We start from the raw sequence: 17,726 nt of genomic DNA on the forward strand, positions 1-17,726 counted from the left end.
ATGTACAACACACACTTAAAAATATCGAAAAATACATCTGAGAACTTAACTACTATCAATTGTAAATTAAAGAAAAATATTCGTAGAAGAATTAGCACAATAGCAAAAAAAAAGATAACAAGATTTTTATGATAACAACCAACGTATAAAAATTTAATACTATTCTATTTTCTATATATTAATGCCATAATATAAAACAGTCGTAATAGAGACTCTCACAAAAAAATGTCAAGCCAGTTATTTTTGATGAAGTTGAAACAAATTGCGAAATTAACTATCTGGTTTCCTCATGAGTTGAAGAAATACACGGGTCCCCATATATAAAGAGCTTCCTTCAAAATTGCTAAATAAAAGCGTCATCTTAATATGATAGAAACTAATACAAGGATATATTGAAAATTACTACCACTTGGCATACGGTGCTAAAGTTTATAGAACAAACATATCCTATGAAAAATTTTACTCAAAGTATATACATTGCCTCATATAGTCTAGACATGCATTATATCATAATAAGTATCATAATAATGGGAAAATTAGCAATCCTTAAAAAGAATCGATTATTTCTTATGAAAAAAATAAAACACCAATCGTCTATGAAAATCATTATTTATAAGATCATCATGATTACAAATACTGGAAAGCAATTCCGTTAATAAAAATCTGTCTGTAATTTTCCTTCGATAGAATCGAAAACTTAATCACAAAATATTAGCAATTGAAAACCTTCTATATCTAAATCCTTTCTTTACATACTTTATCTATGTTTAAGTGAAACATTAAGCGATCTCTCATTTAGCAATACGTCACCAAGATATTAGAATTCGTCATGTTTTTCTCTCTAGTAAGAAAAAGATCTTCTTAATGCTCTGAGTTTATATTGAAAACAACACAAACTTTATTTATTACACTAGCATATAGCAATAACATAATAAGTGAAAAGAGAGGTTAAGTTCTAGTTACCTATCTTGCATCTTTCTTGAAAGAATAAATCACTTCAATTCTTTGAATCTGTAAATATGACTTTGACTTAATGTTAAGTCACACCAACGATGCATGGATAATAGTAATTGAACAAAATAATTTTTTTTTATAGAAGAAAAATTATTTTAAGAAAGCATGTTGCTCACACCATTGACAAATACCATAAATTGTCAAATTATGATCAGTCATTTTAAATTTTAATTGCTCAGCAATCTCAACCTGACAATTTTCTATAATGTCATTAAAAAACTCTTCTACTTTTCCACAATGCAAGCAAACCAAATGATCATGATGTTCTCGTTGACCAATTTCGAAAATCGAATGACCACCTTCGAAGTAATGTCGCTCTACAAGTCCAGACGCTTGAAACCGAGTAAGTACACGATAAACTGTCGCAAGTCCAACATCTTCTCCCATTTTCATCAATTTTCGATGAACATCTTCAGCACTCATGTGACGAGGATCTGCACTTTCTAATATTCTTAATATTTTAATACGCGGCAAAGTAGCTTTAAGACCAGCTTTTCTTAGTTCTTGATCTTCCAACGGTGATTCTCCTTTCTATTGGCTCACGAGTACAGTATTGCGCTGTATGCACACTAATAATTTTAGCATAAGTAGCATTTGATGCCAGAGATACAACCTAATGAAATTTTACTGACATAGAAGATAGGAGCTCTTATATGATGCATCATTAAGAGTCATTGCACCTTTTGATTGTTTACTTTTCTACTTTTTACCTTAATAACATCATCCAGTCCAGTGCAGCACGTAATCCTCCTATTCGATGGTTTTATCTATACATAATTAAGTCATCGGTTTTGGACAGATAAAATAAAATTTAAAATGACAGCACTACTCTTGCCTTAATTCTTACTTATTAATCGCGGGAACTCTTGTTCGTTTTACGTTTCGCTCGCAATAATCGAGCTTCTTTAGGGTCAATATATAGAGGACGATAGATTTCGATACGATCCCCGTCGCGTAAATTTGCTTCGAGTGTAGTACGTTTACTATAAATACCGACAGGTACTGTACCTAAATTAATTTCTGAAAATTGTTGCAAAATACCGGAACGTTTAATTGCAAGGGCGACTGTACAGTTTTCTTCAACAACTAAAGGAATCTCAATCTGTTCTTTGAGAGTAGCGTAAGCAACACTAATCCAAATCATTTCCTTTGCACCATAAATTGTATCTGCACGTTTACAAAACGAATTAATCAACATTATTACTATCTGATGGAATAGTGGCTCAAACATTAAGGCAAGCCATCGTGAAGTAAATTCAAATTTCAAGTCTAACGAAATACGACATTGATCGTCGCCTAAAGACTCAAATTGCCAAAATCCCTCAAGTTGTTTAAAAGGGCCATTAATAAAATGGATTTCTATCATACTATGCGGTTGAAGTCTATTTAATGTCGTGAAGGACTTGTGAAGGTCTCCGCGAGAAAACGAAAGAGTGGCGCATATTTCATCTAGCGTATAACTATCAATTTGGCTATTACTACAGAAGGGAATAAATTCTGAATATGATGCCACATCATTAACCAACTCGTACATTTGTTTTTGGCTATAGGGTATAGTTCTACTGATATTGATATCCAACATACGGTTTCGATAATATAATTAACGTTATGAACAAGCAAATCATAAAAAAACCCACTCCTTGTCTTATTACCAAAAATAAAAAAGCGTGGTATGACTATCATATTGAACAGCGTTTTGAAGCTGGATTAATGCTAGAAGGCTGGGAAGTCAAAAGCGTTCGCGCTGGACAAGTACAGTTGCGTGATAGTTACGTGGTTTTCAGAGGAGGTGAAGCGTGGTTGATCGGAGCCCATTTTTCTCCGCTTCCCAATATAGCTGAATATATCAAAATCGACCCACAGCGCTCACGTAAGTTACTTTTGAACAAAAATGAAATTGAAATTTTTTTTGGTGCTGTTCAAAAAAAAGGCTTAACCGTAGTGCCGCTTGATTTACATTGGCATAAAAATAATGTAAAAGTTGGGATCGCGCTTGCTAAGGGTAAAAAGACGCATGATAAACGCGAAACTATCAAACGCCGTGAATGGGAACGCGAAAAACACCGGATGTTAAGATTTCATGAATGAGTCTATTTTCCCCTCATTTATTTTATCTAGGAAATTATATCTATGAATAATACATAGAATCCCGCTTATCAAAGGCCTATCTATCTGCCTTCACATGTCTTGGCACATCTCCTTGTGAGTCGCTTTCCCCCCACGTATACCTGTTGTACTAATCTTATTTTTATTTACTAAGATATAGAAGGAATCACTTAAACTAGCCTTAAATCAAATAAATCAACACCCCTCTACAAAAGTAGTCGTCTGTTAGCCATACTTTTTATTACAATGAACAGAAAAAGCAGATTGTAATAGAAAATAGTTATCAGAAAATAGTTATCGCATAGCTACTCGTCTCCTGGTTACACTTTTTTATCAAGTTCAGGAATACTATGAAATTACTGCGGAAAAACAGGCCTTACTGCCAGAGTATAAATATTTCAATTAAGACATTTACGAAAGACATCAGGTGATGTAATATTTAAACAAGTATAATAAACATAACCAATAATAAACATGTGGTATGAAGCTAAGGATAAAGCTAAAGTCCTAGTTTAGAGGGGGCGAATAGGCTTCGACGTAGATCCTAAAACCCGAGATGCATGTCGAGTCGGCAACGTAGACTCGTAATCGATCAGTTGCAAACAAATAGTTGCAAACGATAGCAATTATCTCCAAGAAGCTTACGCATAATGCTTCTTCCGTTGCTGGGGTTCGCCTATAGATCCCTCTCAACGGCCATGTATATAGGCTTGCTTTAAGTACAGCCCGTTGCTTAAAGGCCAAGAACTTAAGGGCTCGCTATCCATCTACCCTGCACGTTGGGTAATGGCCAGTTAATATAGTAGACGCTGCTAAGCATGTAGAATCAAGGGCGGATGATTTACGGACGCGGGTTCAATCCCCGCCGCCTCCATCGTGTTATGTTGTTATCATTTTACTTAGAGGAGATTTGTCTAGAGATGTCACTCGATAATCCCTTGTAAAACACAGATCTTTATACCCAAAGTGCATTTCCTAAGAATTGCATTCCATAAATAATTAATTCCATAAGTAATTACAATTACTAAATCTACTCTTCATAATTAAAATCACGGATCCCTTTCACTTTCATTGTAGAATTTCCCAACAACACTAAGCTAATAGGCATATTTCACTGTGATAAAAGATTGTGATATCGCAATGCGCTTCTGGTAATACAGAAGAGAAATAGCTGGTCCCATCTAGAACTCCAGCTTTTAACGATCCTGTAGAAAGTTTAATAATATCTTTTTATAGTTTCTGCAGTTTGATGAGCTGTCTTAACTAATTACCCTTAACCAATTTCCTAGATGATATGATATATTGTTAAATAAATACTCAATAAAAATAAATTATGTTTTTATACACATAAAAACAAATATGATCAGTAAATCTTAAACAACTAATTACCCATATTATGGTATACATGAGTAGATGATGAAGAACGACCATTGACATAAATCGAACGATTTACCGGAATGCTACTAAGTTATATTTCCTCCAATTGAGACTGATTAACAGAGCTTAATTCTTTCAGAAGTTCTACCACGTGACCATCTACCTTGACTTTACGCCAAATTGCTAAAATTATCCCTTTTTCATCAATCAAAAAAGTGGTACGCTCGACACCTTGATATTTTTTTCCGAATAGACTTTTATCTACTAAAACGTCATACTGTTCACACACATTACTCCCTTTATCTGATAATAATGTGAATGGTAAATTATATTTTTCTTTGAAAATCTGATGTGCTCCAACGCTATCTCTTGAAATACCAACTACCGTAGTGTTAATTTTTTCTAAATTAGACCAACTATCTCGAAAGGCACAAGCTTCCTTTGTACAGCCAGGCGTATTATCTTTCGGATAAAAATATAAAATAACTTTTTTGCCTCTTAAGGTTTTAAGTGATAAAAATTTTCCCTCATCAGTGGGTAACATAAAATCGGAGGCCTCTTGGCCTATTTTGTTCATCATTGTTAATCGCTTCTCATCATTTTACAGTTAGTTTAAAATGAATTACTTCTTAAGTTAATTTTCCTGATTGCTTAGTCTATACATTCAGCAATATTGGAAAACCTACCATTATTGCTAGTGCATTTTGTATGAAAACATATTGTCCCATTGTACAAGACAATGGATCATAGTCAAATAAATGACACTTCTTACCCGCAATCGTTAATATTCATCTAGAAAACATCTCATAAATTACTTAGTAGTAGTTTTTTGCAATTAGCAATATCCTTAGTATAGACACTCACACTGATTGTTATATCTAAGCTTATTTCTATTTTATAAATAGATTTGCAGTAAAAAATACTAATAGCCTTAATTATCCTATTATACTTAATGATCCTATTATACTCGAGGTTCACACAGCCTGTAATCAAAAATAGATATTATGAAGTTGATGGCCAACTGTTAAGTTAAAGCGCTGATCAATTTTAAAATTGTATTTTCTATAGAATAAACCAACAAGTGAAATTGCTGACTGACTTAACCGCACAAAGTTCTTTACGGTAAACATCTTAATATCTACATTATTCTTAATATCTACATTATCTAATTCTCTGCTACATTTCCATATCCAGGATTATCTGTTTATAATACTATAATGGATAGTTGTGAACGTTATGCAAGTCATATAGCCTTAATTGGTGAATCTGGACAAAAGGCGCTACAAGAAGCCCGTATTCTATGTGTTGGCGCAGGAGGTTTAGGATGTCCGGCGCTTCTTTATTTATCAGCAGCCGGTGTAGGTACCATTGGTGTTATTGATTTCGATACGGTTGATTGGTCAAATTTACAAAGGCAAATTCTTTTTAAAGAAGAAGATGTTTTTAAGTCGAAAGCAGAGTGCGCAAAAGCGTCACTATGGCGTACAAATTCAAGCATTAATTATCATGTGTATACAGAACAATTGAATAGTCAAAACGTATCCTTTCTATTTCAGAAATACGATATTGTTATAGATGGCACGGATAATTTATCAACGAAATATCTTATCAATGATTGTGCTGTACAATGTGCTAAACCTGTCGTATATGGTGCAATCAGTAAATTTGAAGGGCAAGTAGCTATTTTCGATGTAAATCATGGTCCGTGTTACCGATGTCTTTTTCCTGAATGTAGCTTTGTGAATAACACACCTAATTGCACAGAGATTGGCGTTATCGGCGCACTTCCAGGTATGATTGGAAGTATGCAGGCATTGGAAGCCATAAAATATATCCTCAAGGATATCCACACTAACCACCAATTTTATCCTCTAATTGGAAAACTTTGGCAAATTAATGCACTAACTATGGCAGTATCTATATTCAACATCCCTGTTCGCCAAAATTGTCAATGTCGTTATCCAAATAAAATTCGATTAATTAATTATCCACCTATCTGCTCTTGGAATAGTACAGAGATTAAAACTATTGATCCAACTTCATTAAAACTTTTCGAGAATGTGTTGTTTATAGATGTACGAGAACTGGAGGAATGGCGCAAGGGACATATTAATAATGCCATTAATCTACCCTTATCACATTTGCCCTATGCCGCTAATCAATTAAAACAGGAAGATAAGAACAAAATAATAATTGTTTACTGCCAAAGAGGTAATCGGAGCCAAATCGCTATTCCCCTTCTCCAACAAATAGGATTTAAAGAAATATATCATTTAGCAGGAGGATTAGATAACTGGACTCAGCTCATTGAAACGCCGGTTGAGCAGCTTTGCTCAACCGATGAATAAGACTATTATATTATTTCAACTCTAGCTGGACGTCCTGGTTTTTGTCGAGTTTTTAAAATCCTCTGGGGTCGTTTGCGTTTCGCTCCCGTTTTCAACACCGATCTTTTTTTTATTGAACATCGTACTTTTGTAATTGTATTTTTAGCTTTATTTTTTGATTTTTTAGCATTAGCTAATTCTTTTTTTACCTTCGCCTCAGCCTTTTTTAAGCGTACTTTCAGTTTCTTTACCGCCATCTCAGCCTTTTTAATGGCTGTTGATTTTGCTGGTTTTCGCATTTTTATCTCCTTTATCTCCTTTTATTTACTCGACTATTTCTTTAAGTTGCTTTAAAGGACGGATTTTTACAACATTTCTAGCCGGTTTTGCTTTAAACGTCATCGCTTCGCCCGTAAATGGATTAATTCCTTTCCGTGCCTTTGTTGCTGGTTTACGCTTGACCATACATTTAGCAAGCCCAGGAATTACAAATTCACCAGCACCGCCCTTTTTAAGATGAGCTTTACCTAAGTCAATCAATGTTTCGAGAACTAATCTTATCTGTTTTTTAGTAAGTTCAGTGGCTTCAGCCAAATGAGCTAAAATCTGCGATTTTGTCATACGCTCCTTAATAACAGTTACTTTTGCTGTTTTTGACTTCGGTTTACGACCAGTCGATTTCACCTGAAAAGAAGTTCTTTTTTTTATTGCCATATTTTTTTCCTTTTAAGAAATAGAGGTCTCTAAAATTGTAAAGAAATTAAAAAAAAAAGGAAACTTATTTTGCTGATTAAATTATTTATGTTCGTTAATTACCTAAAGAAATGTTTTCTATAGATTTCCAATTTTTCTATCCGATATCACTACTAATCTTGTATCGCGAGGAATATATTTTTATATTTATATTTTATATCGATAAATAATCTGATGTTATAATCGGTAATACATCACTAAAAATCAAAAGGTACTGTATTAATTTTGTCAGATAAGTTACATGCTAACATAGTTCATTAAAAATATTTATGTAATAAAACTTAACCTTTGATTTTCTTTTATATTTTTCCGATAGCGATATCACTTCTTTCTTTAAGAAAGATAATGTAGAACGAATTAAAATAAGTTTTTTCACAATGTACCGTAATAATTAGTTACTATAATGACTAATTAATGATATCCTGCTCAAGATATCTTAAGTAAATCGGCTAATGAAAACACCGTGTTATACGATTTAGTCTCAGTCTTTACTGATACCATAAATCAATTAACGATTGTCTCTAAACATTAAATTTTCAGATCTTCTTTATTATCGCAAAAAAAAATACATCAATCATATACAATAATAATGTATAATAATAATTAACTATGAATATTATGGATATCAAGAGAATGTATTTTGGACAAGACTTCAATGATACTATGCTAGGCTTGTAAAATACAAGCAATGCATATAATTTAACTTGTGAAACTTAATACATCTTCCACTTTCACTCAACATGCTTGCACTCTCAATTAATCCTTTGGAAAAGCGAGATTTTATAAAACACAGTATTTTTTAAGGATAATTTATCATGATTAGAGTTCCATTTTTTGACGATACCATTTAATTGTTTTGGTAGGTTATTTATAATGTACTATAAACTGCGCGTTAAACTTATTAATCTTCACATCAAAAATAATATACTCATATTGTACTGCTAAACCTCTTACACTTTATTATGTTTGGCAATTAGTAGTTCTACATAGTGAGACAGTATGGGAGGACTTTGGTTGAAATTTGTTGATCATATCTTCCACAAATAATTTTGCGATTCAGACGATAATCAATACTTGAATTGTTTTCCTAAGTATCTAGAAGTTACACTAACTGCATTATTTAAGAAATTTTTGCTTTTTCTAAAGGTATAATAAGTGTTATGAAGTTAAAACTGGTGGTGTGAGTTTTCGCACTAGTTAAAAATTATATTTGTTTATCCATTACTGCTAATGAATAAAAAATGTCGCAGTTGTTCGTTTACAGATACTTCAGTCGACAATCACTTTTACACTGTAAAATATAGCACTCCATTGATCTTAAACAAAGTTAACTTCTTGTATACAAGCGTGATAGAAATGGTTTTTCATAAATTATGCAAAAGTAACTTTAATTCATTATTATGTAACCAATATAACTGAGTAGAAATTTTTCTAGTTTCTAGTCCAGATAAGGTGAGTTATAAAAAAGTTTTTATAACAAAACAAAATTATCTTCACCCATGAGTATGTTGCTGATCATTCCCTCTTAGATAATTTTCTCTTACAAAAGGCAAGACTACCACGTCTAAAAGTATTCTATAAAATTTCAATTGCTTTTTTGTATGGCAGTTTCTTAAATGAAGATTTTAAATTAAGATATCACGCAACATCTGAGCCTTTTGAGAAAAATGATTGATCGAATGAAATAAAAAAATGAAAATTCATAAGAATACTTAAACATTATCGTAAAAATGAATTCTTTTTTAAAAGGTTAGATAGTAATTTTCGTTAACGATAACTATAATAGATCATCGTATGAGTTATGAGCGGTTACTATTAAAAAAGCTAAGAGAATTCTTGTATCATTTGAATCAAAAATTCAATAAATTATAGAGCAAAGCAGACGAAAATTACTTAAAAACCTAAAATCATTCTAAAACTAGCATTAAAGATTTCCCAAAAACTTTATGCAGAGGAGTAAAGTCTCTAGTACTAATGAAAAATTTTTTAAATTCAAAGAGTTATAAATTTTTGCTAACACTATCACCTATTTTTAAAGATTCTTCATAAAACTCTGATTTTAGTTTAGAATTAAGTAAGCTGTTGTGAACTTAATTGCAGAAAGAACCAGTAGTTACCGTAAGCCCATGGTTAACTAAGTAAATAAAACTTTCTAGAACGTTACAACGTCCGCTGTGAATTACAAGGATGATTTGATTCCAGTTCACAACTCGTTAGAAAAATCAAGTGATTTGTTGCTTAAAATATGTTTTATGTGAGATGATACTATACTGGTTAGTATCTGATACAAGTGAAAATAATGAGCTGTTAAAAGGGGGTTTTGTGCCCTGCAAAAAAGTAGAAGACTTCAACTTTGAAAAATCTCTGGATTACTTAACTATACTTGTTGAACAAATGGAGCAAGGAGATCTTCCTCTAGAAGAATCGCTTGAAAGGTTTGAAACGGGGATGAGGTTGGTTCGTGAATGTCAAAAAGCACTTGAAACAGCGGAGCAACAGGTGAAAGTTTTAATAAACCAATCAGGAAAGGAAATATTAACTCCTTTTCACCCTGAATCTAAGAATAACGATTAATTAATTTAAATTACATAAAACTACTTTACCTTACTGCTCGTTTGATTTTATTGATTGAAATGAACACTTCTCCTTCCGCACCTTTGTATTGACTAAGTTCGGTTCCAAAAGCATGCCCGTAAACGACTTCTAGAGTAACTGGCAAAGCACCATTTTTATTACGTTTTTCTTCGTAAGATTTCAGCATACCTTCCCATTGCATTTTCCCCATCAATCCCCTACAACGACCTTCAGCTGCATTATGAGCACCTGTTAATTTCAAATCTTCCAACAATTGAAAAACGGATTCATAATATACAGTAAGTCGCTCCATATCCATAACTGTATCCACAAAACTCAAACAAGTGAGCATATCACCAATATCATGCATATCATAAAAAGCGTGCACATGCCACTTTCCATCTGAAAAACTCTCACGTAATTCCCTCAATGTCTCAGGCCCAACTGTACTGAATAGCAATAACCCCTCCGGTTTTAAAACTCGCCGACATTCTTTTAGAGTCTGTTGAAGATTCACAGACCAGTGGAAAGTTAAATTAGAAAAAACCAAATCTATCGAGTGATCTATAAACGGTAATGACGTATATTCTCCTACCACTCCATTCTCTCCTTTCAAAAGCATGGGCAAGGAGGACTCTACGCCTATTATGCTTGCTCTATTGTATCGTTTCTTAAGAATCCTCGTCGTATAACCTATCCGCACACCAAAATCCATGATCCACTCAGGCTTAAGACGAATGCAATCAAGCCGATTTAATAGACGATCTGCAATAAGATTTGGAATTTCGGCATTAGCATCATAAGTCATGGCAGCAGTAGCTAAGGCTTTTTCTACAGCACATCCATCAATAGCAAAAGGCTTTTTTATCATCAACGCTCATTCTAAACAATTTTGAGATAAGAACCTATATCTCAGTTGTTTTTGGAATAAAATATTATCTTAATTTGTAGAGATTCCTTTGATGCCATTGGAATTTATTAAATATGCACTTTTACATTTAAGGATCTTTAAATTCCAAGGAATTGAATGGGGATAATTTTTTAAAGTAAAAATTATTATACAAATTATCATGCGCGGCATCTTTAAATCGATTTGGTGAAATATATTTTTTTATAAATGAGTTTACTCAACGGTTACTTTGTCAAACACTGTTTCCGTGACGAATATTTTAACAGAGAACGGATGATTTGTGAGATATGCTATTAAAGAACTTCCTTAGGATCCAGTTAAATTTGATGGACATTTGTTAGCTATATTTCATTATAAAAACATTATAGTCAGTGCTAGTAATACAATTGATTCATCAAAAAATTCTTTATTCAAACTTTCTTGCTGAGTGCTGTATCGAAACAATAAAGTAAAGTCGACGAAAGACATTACCTGAGATATTGTTTCTCGTGCTATTTTGTTGAAAATGAATACAGAAATATATACTCGATCAATCAATCGTAATTATAACACCGATCATTTAACAATTGAAGATTTGATTGGATATCCAAAATGTTCGATGCAACGTCTTAACACAATCAATTTCAGTAATACATATACCATATGTGGGTAAATTATAACAAATATGAAAGTACAATTAATAAAAACAACAAAACTGTTATTACGAAAAGCATGGAGTAAATTGAAGTATCTTGTTACGCTAAACAACGCAAAATATGCTCCCTGATTTGACCATTCTGTTGATTCTACTATGCTGTGGAAGAGAACAGCAATAAGTAATAAACAAGTCAGGAGTTTTTATTCTCTACATGGTATTAAATCAGTAATAGTTCCTTTGTACGTCTCACAAGCCATCATAACTGTTTCTGACAACGTTGGATGTGGATGGATCGTTAAAGCAATGTCTGCGGCATCGCAACCCATTTCGATAGCTAAAGCTACCTCGGAAATTAAATCGCCAGCGTTGACGCCCACAATACCACCTCCTATTACTCTATCGTTTTCATCAAACAATAATTTTGTAAGACCTCGATTGCGACCAAGTGATAAAGCACGACCACTTGCTGCCCATGGAAATACTCCTTTTTTACATTTAACGCCTTCTTTTTTAGCCTCATTTTCAGTTAAACCCACCCAAGCAACTTCAGGATCTGTATAAGCCACTACTGGAATACAACAAGCATCATTATAATGTTTCTTACCCGCAACGACTTCGGCAGCTAAACGTCCTTCATAGGTCGCTTTGTGTGCTAACATAGGCTGACCTACTACATCACCAACCGCGTAAATATGGGGGATATTTGTACGCATTTGTTTATCAACTGCAATATAACCTAGCTCATTTACCTGCACACCCGCTTTTTCTGCATCGATTAATTTTCCATTTGGTGCACGTCCCACGGCCACTAAAATGCGATCATATTTTTGAGGTTCTTTAGGTGCATTTTCACCTTTAAATGTCACATAAAGACCATCTTTTTTTGCTTCCACTATGGTGGCACTAATTTTTAATGAAATAGATTCGTAACGGTTTTTAATGCGCTCATATAATGGATTAACAACATCGATATCTGCTCCAGGAATAATTTGATCCATCTTTTCTACAATACTAATCTTCGCACCTAATGCATGGTAGACCGTTGCCATTTCCAAACCGATAATACCTCCTCCAAGCACTAACAAATGTGTCTTGACATCTTCTAATTCTAATGCTCCTGTTGAATCTATGATTCGCGGATCTTCAGGAAGAAATGGTAGTTTAATAGGTAAAGAACCAACAGCAATAATTGCTTTCTCAAAGTGAATGACCGTTTTCTCTTTATTTTCAACGCTAATTTCATTAGCACTAGTGAATTTTCCAAAACCGGTGACAACCTCCACTTTGCGTTGTTTAGCCATCATTGTAAGGCCATCCGTTAATTTTTTTATGATACTTTCTTTCCAGCCTCGAATTTTTTCTATTTTTAATTTTGGCTTACTAAAATTGATCCCTAACGAAACTATATCGCGAACATCATCTATTACTTTTGCTACATGTAATAATGCTTTTGAAGGGATACAACCGACATTTAAACATACACCACCTAGGGCGTCATATCGTTCGACTAATAACACTTTTTTACCTAGGTCCGCCGCACGAAATGCAGCGGCATAGCCACCAGGGCCACTCCCTAATACAACAACTTCGGTTTTAATTTCTTTTTCCATTGTTCCTCTCATTTTTATTAAAATTCTATGCACTTATCAAAATGATGATGGAAATGATTATGATTAATTATGATTATAATAATAAAGTCCTTATATCAGACAAACGTTCCGTTAAATAAACAATAAAACGGGCACCATCCACTCCATCAATAACACGGTGATCGTAAGATAAACTCAACGGCAACATCAATCGCATCTTGCAATCGCCTGTTTTACTACAAACGGGTTTCCATTGCATTTGAGACACTCCTAAAACTGCCACTTCCGGTACATTGATAATAGGTGTGAATGCTGTACCACCAATACTACCTAGACTCGATATACTAAAACAACCTCCTTGCATGTCACTCAAATTTAATCCCTTTGTACGCGCTTTTTCACCGATGTCCTGCAATTTTTTAGCCAATTTAAATAGTCCTTTTTTATCCGCATCACGAATTACTGGAACTACTAATCCTTCTACTGTATCTACCGCTATACCAATATGAAAGTATTTTTTTAAAATTAAATTTTCACCAGAAGAATCTAATGAAGCATTAAATTGGGGGAATGCTTTCAAAGCGCTAATGACCGCTTTAATAATAAAAACAAGCAGCGTCAAGCGTACATTTCGTTTAGCAGCATATTCTTTTTGGCTTTGACGAAATGTTTCCAGTTCAGTGATATCGGCTTCCCCAAATTGGGTAACATGAGGAATCATTATCCAATTGCGACTTAAATTAATGCCGGATGCCTTTTTGATTTTTGACAGCGGTTTTTTTTCCAAAGCACCAAACTTTGAAAAATCAATGATAGGAATTGGCGGAAACATCATTCCCCCAACGTCTTTGCACTCTGCTATTTTCAATTGCTGTTTTACGAATTCCTGCACATCATCTTTCAAAAGACGACCTTTTCTTCCAGTGCCCTTTATTTTTATTAAATCTATATCAAATTCATGGGCAGTACGACGGACAGCAGGTCCAGCATGAATAGTGGTTCCAAACCCTTCTGATATTTTTTCTTCGAAGTTCTCGACCCTAGGGTTCTTTGTTACTTCTTCTTTAATAGGTTTTTTTCTTTTCTCTTTTTCCGATTTTTCGACAGGTTCTTCTTTTTTAGCTACATTTTCTTCATCTATTTCAATAGTTAAAATTTTATCACCTTCTTTAACCTTGTTACCTACTTTAACTTGAATATCTTTAATTTTCCCGGCTAATGGTGATGGAACATCCATCGAAGCTTTATTACTTTCCAAAGTAATTAAACTCTCTTCTTTTGTAATGTAATCACCGGGTTTAACTAAAATTTCAATAACACTAGCTTCGGTTACTCCACCAAGATCAGGTATAGCAATTTGCTCAATACGATTTACCACAAGTCTCTCCTTTTATTTTCTTATTTGCAACTCCATATCAGTAGCACTGAATCAAGGTTCAGAAAATAATGTTAGCCAATCTCTTCTACTGACCTTAAGTAAACAAGGAAATAACACACCCCAAGATGGCATTTCTTCTTCGCTAGGTTAGGCTAACTAGCACTCCATAAATCAAGTCACCAGAGGAAAAGTTTTTACAATGTCCAGGGATCAGGACGATCAGGTTCAATGCCTAATATTTTTATAGTACTAACAAGCTGATCTTTTTTAAATGCACCTTGATCCATTAGAGCTCTTAATGCAGTGTAAACTACCATTTTGGCGTCCACTTCAAAGAAATCACGTAGCACAGGTCGGGTATCACTGCGACCGAAACCATCAGTGCCTAAAACATAATAAGGTTGTTTAATAGCTTGCCGAATTTGATTAGCTTGTAGTTTCATATAATCTGTTGCAGCAATTACTGGTCCTTTTTGATCTTGCAAACATTCTTCAACATAGTTTTGTCTTGCTGGCCCCTTAGGATGCAAGCGATTATAGCGATCTATCGATTCAATATTATGACGTAGTAAATTAAAACTGGTTACACTCCACACATTGGCTGAGACATCAAATTGTTTTTCTAAAATTTCAGAGGCAGCAATGACTTCTTGTAAAATAGCACCTGATCCTAATAATTGGACGTGCTTAGATAATCTTGTATTGCCTCTTTTAAACAAATACATTCCCCTTATAATACCTTTTTCAACACCTTTCGGCATTGCTGGGTGCCGATAACCTTCATTCATCAATGTGATGTAGTAAAAAACATTTTCTTTATCCTGATACATACGCCGTAAGCCGTCTTGAATAATCACCGCTAATTCATAATTAAAAGCAGGATCATATGAACGACACGTTGGTACCACACTAAACATTAGTAAATTGTGAGCATCCTGATGTTGCAATCCTTCACCCGCTAAAGTGGTTCTACCCGCTAATCCTCCCATAATAAAACCACGACTTTGCATATCAGCTGCAGCCCACACTAAATCACCTATACGTTGGTAACCGAACATAGCATAATACGTATACACTGGAATTAAGGGATAATGATTATTTGCGAATGAAGTTGCTGCTGCAATCCAGCTAGCCATTGCACCTGCTTCTGAAATACCTTGTTGCAATAATTGTCCTGCTTTATCCTCTCGGTAAAAGACCAGTTTTTGTTGATCTTCTGGCGTGTATTTTTGCCCTTCTGCCGCATAAATGCCTGCCTGACGAAATAAACCTTCTAATCCTAGCGTACGTGCCTCATCAGCAACAATAGGAACGATGCGATCCTTGATATTATCGTCTTTCAGCAATAAGCTCATAATACGTGAGAAAGCGGTGCCAGTTGAAATAGTACGGCCGCCCGTGCCTTTTAAGAGGGGTTCAAAAAAATTTAGATCGGGCACTGTTAACGACTCAAAAGTTCCATCTCGCATAGGCAACAAACCTCCTAATTTTTTACGTTGTTCGCGCAAGTAACATAATTCAGAACTATCATCTGCCGGCTTATAAAATTCAAGACCGCTTAATTGCTCATCAGATAAAGGTAGACCAAAACGCCTACGGAAAATTTTTAATCCTTCTTCGCTAATTTCTTCCAAGTTATGGGCAATATTTTGTGATTCACCTTCTTTTCCATAGCCATATCCTTTAACCGTCTTGGCAAGAATAACTGTGGGTTGACCGCTATCTTTCATGGCTTCAGCGTAAGCTGCATATATCTTTTGAAAATCATGACCACCGTCAGTAAGTCGTTTTAAATCATCATCACTTATATCAGAAACAAGTTCTAATAAGTCGCGATATTTACCAAAAAAATGTTTGCGCATATAAGCACCATCTTTGGAACAACAGGCTTGATATTCTCCATCAACCATTTCATTAACGCGTTTCAACAACATCCCTGATTTATCTTTTTTAAATAATTGCTCCCATTTCTGGCCCCAAATGACTTTAATTACTCGCCATCCAGCGCCACAGAAAATACCCTCAAGTTCTTGAATAATTTTGCCATTACCTGAAACGGGACCATCGAGACGCTGCAAATTACAATTAACGATGAAAATTAAGTTATTTAATTTCTCGCGACTAGCAATCAACAAAGCACCCAATGTTTCTGGTTCGCCAGTTTCACCGTCACCGCAAAACGCCCACACCTTCCGATGAAGGGTGTTATTCAATCGACGATAATGTAGATATTTCAACATTTGTGCTTGATAAATCGCCATTAACGGTCCCAACCCCATAGAAACCGTGGGGAATTGCCAAAAATAGGGCATTAAATGAGGATGAGGATAGGAAGATATTCCTTTACTAAGGGCTTCTTGACGAAAATAGATCAAATCTCGTTCGTTTAAACGACCTTCAAGAAAAGCTCGCGCATAAATACCCTCCGAAGAGTGGCCTTGAAAAAATACTAAATCATCTGCTCGAAAAAAATAGTTTAACCCTACTTCGTATAACATTGCAATTGAAGCATAGCTAGAAAGATGTCCTCCTAACCCTGCTTTTTTGCGCCCAGCTCGCATCACCATAACCAAAGCATTCCAGCGCATGAAGTTAGTGAGGCGTTCCATGACCTGTATTTCATCGTCAGATAATTTCGTTTTTGTTTCAGCAGGTAGCGTATTAACATAAGGAGTTTGCGTGCCAGTAGTCATGGTAGAAATACCAAACTTTCTGGCATGATCCAATAACTGACTTAAAATGAATTCAGCCCGTTCAACGCCTTCGTACTCCACCACAGAATCAAGTGCTTCTTTCCACTCCTGAGTTTCTACAGGATCTACATCCTGAAAATTCAGGTTTTTCTCAGTCATAACTACTCTACTACCTGTTTATATTACTTATTCTACCTACATATACTCCATACTTGTACCTTGCTTTATATATTTTGATTAATTATCTAACTTATTAATATTAGTTCTAATCGGAGGCTAATTGTGAATAATACAACCACTATAAGCCTAATTATAGTCTTAGGTTTGCGTCCTAATAATAGCAGTTTAGCTTTTTTTACTGTCCACAA

The 17,726-nt window shown here is 34.4% G+C and carries 12 protein-coding genes, 1 other RNA gene and 1 pseudogene; 4 read left to right on the forward strand and 10 right to left on the reverse strand.

The window, feature by feature from the left end; genetic code table 11:
* Positions 1 to 1,104 precede the first annotated feature (1,104 nt).
* The 3 genes and pseudogenes from fur to CEAn_RS02175 form a co-directional block, all read right to left on the reverse strand.
* The gene (fur, locus tag CEAn_RS02165) at positions 1,105 to 1,530 is read right to left on the reverse strand and encodes a ferric iron uptake transcriptional regulator (protein WP_211923597.1); all 426 of its coding nucleotides are present in this window, start codon (positions 1,528 to 1,530) and stop codon (positions 1,105 to 1,107) included.
* A 334-nt stretch (positions 1,531 to 1,864) separates the two neighbouring features.
* Positions 1,865 to 2,158, reverse strand: coding sequence for an RnfH family protein (locus CEAn_RS02170; RefSeq protein ID WP_211924160.1), 294 nt, complete (start codon positions 2,156 to 2,158; stop codon positions 1,865 to 1,867).
* 96 nt (positions 2,159 to 2,254) lie between these two features.
* Positions 2,255 to 2,596: pseudogene (locus CEAn_RS02175) on the reverse strand (type II toxin-antitoxin system RatA family toxin); the annotation flags it as partial.
* Between the two features lie 26 nt (positions 2,597 to 2,622).
* On the opposite strand from CEAn_RS02175, the gene smpB reads away from it, so the two are divergent.
* On the forward strand, positions 2,623 to 3,102 hold the full coding sequence (gene smpB / locus CEAn_RS02180; protein ID WP_211923598.1) for an SsrA-binding protein SmpB: 480 nt from the start codon (positions 2,623 to 2,625) through the stop codon (positions 3,100 to 3,102).
* Between the two features lie 535 nt (positions 3,103 to 3,637).
* Positions 3,638 to 3,997: a transfer-messenger RNA gene (gene ssrA, locus CEAn_RS02185) on the forward strand.
* Between the two features lie 591 nt (positions 3,998 to 4,588).
* Here ssrA and bcp read toward each other — a convergent pair.
* Positions 4,589 to 5,074, reverse strand: a complete 486-nt coding sequence (gene bcp / locus CEAn_RS02190) for a thioredoxin-dependent thiol peroxidase (RefSeq protein WP_244670042.1) — start codon at positions 5,072 to 5,074, stop codon at positions 4,589 to 4,591.
* A gap of 640 nt (positions 5,075 to 5,714) precedes the next feature.
* On the opposite strand from bcp, the gene CEAn_RS02195 reads away from it, so the two are divergent.
* The gene (locus CEAn_RS02195) at positions 5,715 to 6,845 is read left to right on the forward strand and encodes a HesA/MoeB/ThiF family protein (protein ID WP_211923600.1); all 1,131 of its coding nucleotides are present in this window, start codon (positions 5,715 to 5,717) and stop codon (positions 6,843 to 6,845) included.
* Positions 6,846 to 6,850: 5 nt separating this feature from the next.
* Here CEAn_RS02195 and CEAn_RS03725 read toward each other — a convergent pair whose 3' ends face one another.
* Both CEAn_RS03725 and CEAn_RS02205 read right to left on the reverse strand, forming a co-directional pair.
* Positions 6,851 to 7,123: a hypothetical protein gene (locus CEAn_RS03725; protein WP_211923601.1), complete on the reverse strand. Its 273-nt coding sequence runs from the start codon at positions 7,121 to 7,123 to the stop codon at positions 6,851 to 6,853.
* A gap of 25 nt (positions 7,124 to 7,148) precedes the next feature.
* Entirely contained in the window at positions 7,149 to 7,538 is a 390-nt protein-coding gene (locus CEAn_RS02205) for an HU family DNA-binding protein (RefSeq protein WP_211923602.1), read from the reverse strand.
* A 2,361-nt stretch (positions 7,539 to 9,899) separates the two neighbouring features.
* Between CEAn_RS02205 and CEAn_RS02210 the strand changes: the two genes are divergently transcribed.
* Positions 9,900 to 10,151 (forward strand): exodeoxyribonuclease VII small subunit, encoded by a 252-nt coding sequence (locus tag CEAn_RS02210; RefSeq protein WP_211924161.1) that lies wholly within the window; start codon positions 9,900 to 9,902, stop codon positions 10,149 to 10,151.
* Between the two features lie 25 nt (positions 10,152 to 10,176).
* Here the strand turns inward: CEAn_RS02210 and CEAn_RS02215 are convergent, their stop codons facing one another.
* The 4 genes from CEAn_RS02215 to aceE all read right to left on the reverse strand — a co-directional run bounded on the left by CEAn_RS02215 (position 10,177) and on the right by aceE (position 17,517).
* Positions 10,177 to 11,022 (reverse strand): methyltransferase domain-containing protein, encoded by an 846-nt coding sequence (locus CEAn_RS02215; protein WP_211923603.1) that lies wholly within the window; start codon positions 11,020 to 11,022, stop codon positions 10,177 to 10,179.
* 876 nt (positions 11,023 to 11,898) lie between these two features.
* A complete protein-coding gene (lpdA, locus tag CEAn_RS02220; protein ID WP_211923604.1) occupies positions 11,899 to 13,308 on the reverse strand; it encodes a dihydrolipoyl dehydrogenase in 1,410 nt (469 codons plus the stop codon).
* Positions 13,309 to 13,381: 73 nt separating this feature from the next.
* Positions 13,382 to 14,665, reverse strand: coding sequence for a 2-oxo acid dehydrogenase subunit E2 (locus tag CEAn_RS02225; RefSeq protein ID WP_211923605.1), 1,284 nt, complete (start codon positions 14,663 to 14,665; stop codon positions 13,382 to 13,384).
* Positions 14,666 to 14,859: 194 nt separating this feature from the next.
* Positions 14,860 to 17,517 carry a pyruvate dehydrogenase (acetyl-transferring), homodimeric type gene (gene aceE / locus CEAn_RS02230; protein WP_211923606.1) on the reverse strand — a complete coding sequence of 886 codons (2,658 nt, stop codon included), beginning with the start codon at positions 17,515 to 17,517 and terminating at the stop codon, positions 14,860 to 14,862.
* Between the last annotated feature and the right edge of the window lie 209 nt (positions 17,518 to 17,726).

Origin of the sequence: Coxiella endosymbiont of Amblyomma nuttalli, from assembly GCF_018107685.1 — a bacterium.
GTDB lineage: Bacteria > Pseudomonadota > Gammaproteobacteria > Coxiellales > Coxiellaceae > Coxiella.